This is a genomic window from Nocardia tenerifensis NBRC 101015 (assembly GCF_000308715.1).
In the GTDB taxonomy this organism is placed as follows: Bacteria; Actinomycetota; Actinomycetes; order Mycobacteriales; family Mycobacteriaceae; genus Nocardia; species Nocardia tenerifensis.
Window position 1 is genome coordinate 1 of sequence record NZ_BAGH01000399.1, and the last position, 4,846, is coordinate 4,846.

4 protein-coding genes and 1 pseudogene are annotated in these 4,846 nt (G+C 71.7%); 1 reads left to right on the forward strand and 4 read right to left on the reverse strand.

The features are described from left to right. Positions 1-397 (reverse strand): FAD-dependent monooxygenase (locus tag ON39_RS31660; protein WP_174412588.1); only part of this gene is annotated, 397 nt, incomplete at its 3' end. A gap of 74 nt (positions 398-471) precedes the next feature. Here ON39_RS31660 and ON39_RS31665 point away from each other — a divergent pair. Next, complete coding sequence (locus tag ON39_RS31665; RefSeq protein ID WP_040739733.1) at positions 472-1,023, forward strand: TetR/AcrR family transcriptional regulator; 552 nt, start codon at positions 472-474, stop codon at positions 1,021-1,023. Positions 1,024-1,089: 66 nt separating this feature from the next. Here ON39_RS31665 and ON39_RS31670 read toward each other — a convergent pair whose 3' ends face one another. The 3 genes and pseudogenes from ON39_RS31670 to ON39_RS50195 all read right to left on the reverse strand — a co-directional run. Next, positions 1,090-2,619 carry a dynamin family protein gene (locus tag ON39_RS31670; RefSeq protein ID WP_051187382.1) on the reverse strand — a complete coding sequence of 510 codons (1,530 nt, stop codon included), beginning with the start codon at positions 2,617-2,619 and terminating at the stop codon, positions 1,090-1,092. Beyond that, positions 2,616-4,481 (reverse strand): dynamin family protein, encoded by a 1,866-nt coding sequence (locus ON39_RS31675; RefSeq protein ID WP_040739734.1) that lies wholly within the window; start codon positions 4,479-4,481, stop codon positions 2,616-2,618. Before ON39_RS31675 ends, ON39_RS31670 begins: the two co-directional genes overlap by 4 nt. A 55-nt stretch (positions 4,482-4,536) precedes the next feature. Then, a pseudogene (locus tag ON39_RS50195) lies at positions 4,537-4,846 on the reverse strand (IniB N-terminal domain-containing protein); the annotation flags it as partial.

Here is a 4,846-nt window from a genome sequence, read left to right on the forward strand (position 1 = left end):
GCGAGACAATGCTGTCGCCGAAGAGGTATCCGACGTCGTCGCGGGTCGCCTCGTACAAAGCGCGCGCCAGGTCGCCCCGCTGGATCTCGCAATCCCCTTCCGCCCCAACGCCGTTGAACACCTCACTGCTGATGCTCGCCCGGCGCCTGCCCCGCGCGTCGACGTAGGAGGTGCCGCGCTTGCCGGTGCTGAATTCGTGCACCCGCCCGAGCAGGCCCATCTTCCGCACCACCTCGGTGCCGGCGCCGAGCACATCGATCGCCTGCCCGCCGTCGCGCAGCGCGGGGGCGCGCTCGACGACGGTCACGGCGAAGCCGTACCGGTTCAGCCAGAAGGCCAGCGTGGGCCCGGCGATGCTGGCACCGGAGATGAGGACGCTCACAGGTCGATTGCTCATGTCAAAAACTGTACATTTGTCTTATGCGTATGCGCAAGACAAATGCCTGAGGCGATCGCGCTACCATACTGAGCATGGGAAACCGGGAAGATCTGCTCGCGGGCGCGCGGCACTGCCTGTACGAGAAGGGCTACGCGCGCACCACCGTGCGCGACATCGCCACCGCCGCGGGCGGGGTGAGCATGGCCGCCATCGGCTACCACTTCGGCTCCAAGGAGGCGCTGCTGAACGAGGCGCTCGCCGAGGCGAACCGCGAATGGGGCGCGGAGCTGGAGCGCGCCATATCCGCTGCGGCGCAGCCGGATTCGACGCCGCTGGAGCGATTCGCGACGAAGTGGGCCGCGGTGATCGACTCGATCGGCACGCACCGCGGGCTGTGGGCGGCCACCTTCGACACCATCGCCCAGGCGGGCCACGACTCGGCGACCAGAGATCAACTCGCGGGCGCACTCGACGAGGCGCGCACCGGACTGGCCCGCCTCTTCGAGCACGAGACGACCGACCCGACCATCGGCGCCTTCTACCAGGCCGTGCTGACCGGCTTGGCGGCGCAATATCTGATCGATCCCGAGCGCGCGCCGACCGGCGCGGACCTGGCGGAAGCGGTACGCAGAATCACCGCTTAGGCGCTGTCGCGAGTTCCGTCCGGATGCCTCCGGTGGCCGGGTCTTCGAGACAGGACCTGACCGGTCCTACTCGGGCAGCAGGCCGAGGGTGCCCTCGGCGCTGCGGGCGGCGGTGAGGCAGGCGGTGGCGGTGAACTGGTCGGCCAGCGGGTGCCGTGCCCGGGACCGCCACTTGCGAACCGCGGCGACCGCCTGGTCACGCTGAACCGACGGCGCGGCATCGACCGGCAGGCCGAGGCGAAGGTGCGGCGCGATGCCGGAACCACCGATGAGGCGGTGCAGTTCTGCGAGATCCGCTGGCGGCAAGCCCAATTCGTCGGTGCGCAGGCGACCGAGCAGCCGGAGCTCGGCGAAGCCGTGCACGTCGGCGAGGAGAGTGCGCACGCGGGGCAGCAGGGCGTCGGCGGGGCTGCCGGGGTAGGCGGTGAGCACGCGCGCGAGCGCGGTCAGGGCGGAGTGCGCCTTCAATTGGTCGGCGCGCTGGCCGAATTGGACGTCGAGCACCGATCGCAGCTCGTCCACGCCGCTGCGCGCGGTCAATTCCGCTGCCAGCGTGGCGGAGTCGCGCACGCCGAGCCGCACCAGGGTGACCGCCATCCGAATACCGAAGAGCCCGAACCGCTCCGCAAGCTGTGCCCTGAGTTCCGGCGCCACCGGCAGCGCGACATCGGGCCGCGCGAAACGATCCGCGGACAGCAAGGCCGCGCTCAGCTCGTCGACGGGGACGCCGGCCAGCGCCTCGAACGCCGCGTACTCCTGCTGCCGCAGCGTGGCCGCGGCGAACGCGAGCAGGCCGGCGACCGGAATCACGGCCTGACACAGGCCCGTTCGCTCCAGCTCGCCGGCGAACCTGGTCGCGACGTCGCGCGCGGAGTGCAGGGCGTCGATCCGTCCGGCGCCGATCTCGTCGGCCCGGGAGACCACGCCGACCACGCCGAGCGGGCCGGAAACCCCCTGCGCCGCACCGGTTCCCGCGCCCACCCGTTCGAGGAAGCGGACGTCGGCCGCGTCGAGCCTGCGCAGCAGGTAGACCACCGCGTCCGCGCCGGGGACCGCGACGGCCTGCTCCTCGTCCGGCGTGAGCAGCCTGGCCGTCCGCCGCGACACCTCCCGCGACAGCGAGGACGTACCGGGCGTATCGATGATCGTCGTGTGCGCCAGCGCCGCCGCGGGCCACTCCACCTCGAGGTGGTCGACCTCGCGCGGCGCGGGCGCGTTCCAGTTCAGCCGGTCCAGGTCGAAGGTCAGCCCGTGCGTGCCGCCGCCGCGGCGCACCACCACGTTCGCGCGGGCGCCGTCGCCCGCGTGCGCGGTCACGCTCGGGGTGGAGCCGTAGCGATACCAGGTGACGACCCTGGTGCACTCCGTCGCGTCGGTCGGCGCGATGTCCTGCCCGACAAGCGAATTGAGCAGCGTGGACTTACCGGCCTTCAGCGAGCCGGCGAGCGCGATGCGCAGCGGCTGATCCAGCCGCCCCGCACAGTCGGCGAGCAGCGCCCGCGGCCGCGCCTCGTTCGCCAGAGCCGCGCGCGCCGCATCGACCAGTCGATGGGCCTCGGCCACAATCCCCGGCACCGCGCCGACCTCTCGCCTCACCGGGCAACTGTACCGACGGCCGGGCTCGGCAGCGCGGCCTGCATGGCCTCGGCGTATCGGCCGAGCTCGGCAACCGCGTGCAGCTGCCGCTCGAGCACCGCGCCGCGCTCGGCCCGGCGGGCGTTGGCCATCGTCGCCGCCTCCTGCGCGGCCCGCAGCGATTCGTCGATGGAGCGCAGGCTCCGCTCGGCCACGCCCGCGTAGTGGTCGCGCAGCGCCCGATGGATGCGGTGCAGCCGGTCCTTGGACTCCTTGGCCGTCTGGAACGCCACGTCGTCGACGAACCGGCGCACCGCCGCCTTCGCCTCATTGCGCCGCTTGGCCAGCCTGGCCTGCTTGTCGTCGCGGAAAGCCTTGCCGCCCACCACGAGTCCGGCGCCGATCGAGATCGGGTTGAGCAGCGCGAGCCCGGCGAACGTGCTGGCCAGGCCGACCATGAGAATGCCGCCGTAGGAGCCGCGCATGCCGACGAGCACTTTGCTGCCGAAGCCGATGTCGGGCTCCAGGTCGGCGAGGGTGCTCGCGCCGATATGACTGCCCTCGACGGCCGCGTCCGGCTGGACGTCCGGGAGATCGGCCGCGCCGACCTCGGTGAAGTGCTCGGCGACCCGCTGCGCGAGTTGTACCGCGCGCGAGTGGGTCCACAGCAGATTGTCGCCGATCGCCGTGTCGATCGTGCCGGTGAGATACTCGGCGATGCTGTCCCAGTGCCTGCCGGGATCGTGCTCGTCGATCCACTCCTCGGTGGTTCTGGCGATGCCGCGCAACCGATCTCGCAGATCGTGGTCGACGTCGCCGGCGAGGTCGGTGATGCCGTCGGCGAGGGTGGTCTGCCAGGCGGCGGTGCGGCGATGCAGTTCCTCGGCCGAGGACCGCGCGGCCTGCAGTTCGCGCACGGCCGCCGCGCCGCGGGCCGGATCGCGCACCGCGACCAGCTCGCTGCCCAGTGCCAGCGCCAGATGCTCGGCGGCGGAACGGATGTCGCGGGCCACCGCGGCGCGGGTGGCGAGCTGGTCGCGGGCCACCACCTGATCACGCAGGAATTGATAGAGCGCGCCGAAGCCCGACTCCAAGCCGAGCTGCTGATCCTGCAGGCGCAGGGCGTGACTGCGCAGCAGGGACGAGACCGCGATCATCGGCACGTCGAGACCGGCGGTGCTCAGGTGACGCTGGTCAGCCTCGTACACCTGACGCCAGTGCGGGTACAGGTCGGTCTTGGTCACCAAGAGCGCCACGGTGGGGCACAATTCGCGCACCTGACGTAGGAACGCGAGTTCGGGCTCGGTGAGCTCGGTGGACGCGTCGGAGAGCACGAGCACCGCGTCGGCGGCCGGCACCATACTCAATACGCTTGCCGCATAGGAACTTCCGTGCCCGCCGACGCCCGGGGTGTCCACCAGCACGATGCCGTCGGCGAGCAGGGCGTTGGGCACCTGAATCTCCAACCGCAGGATCCGCCGTCCCTGCGCCATCGGGGATCGAGCGGTGATGGCGCCGATCTCGTTGAACGGCACCGCGACCCGGGTTTCCGGGCCGCCGGAGTCGCCGCCGGGGCCGGTCAGCACCAGTTCCGCCTTCGGCTCGGGGCCGTGCGCGAGCAGCGTGGTGATCGTGGTGGTCACGTCGTCGCCCACCGGGCAGATCTCGAGATTCAGCAGCGCGTTGACGAACCGGCTCTTGCCTTGATCCAGCTGCCCCGCGATGACGATGCGCCGGCGCGGGTCGCGGACCCGATCGGCCGCCACCTCCAGGCGGCCGACCAGGTCGTTGCGGCCCGCGGCGCGGGCCGCCGCGATGGTTTCGCCCAGCACCGAGAGCAGCGGTACCGCCGGTGGCGTTGCGTTCGGTGCGGGCGTCCCCATCGCGGTGTCGTCCTCTTCCAGTCGAGCGGGTGTGGTCGGTGCGGCGCGGCCGCGGTCAGTGCAGCATCGCGTCGCCGCCGAGGTCCGCGCCGGCGCTGCCGGTCAGATCCGTGTGCGCATCGCCGAACAGAGCCGAGTCGCCGTGCACCCCGGCCGTGCTGTCCAGCCCCGACCCGAACGCGCTCGAAACATCCAGCGACGACCAAGCATTCTGAGTCGCCCCGACCGCACCGCCGAGCCCGGCCCCGGTATCCACGGCCCCATGCGTTGCACTGCCAACCGAACCACCAAGCCCCGCAGTAGTATCCACGGCCCCGTGCGCGGTGCCGCCGAGCGTCGCGCTGGTATCGACCGCACTGCCGAGC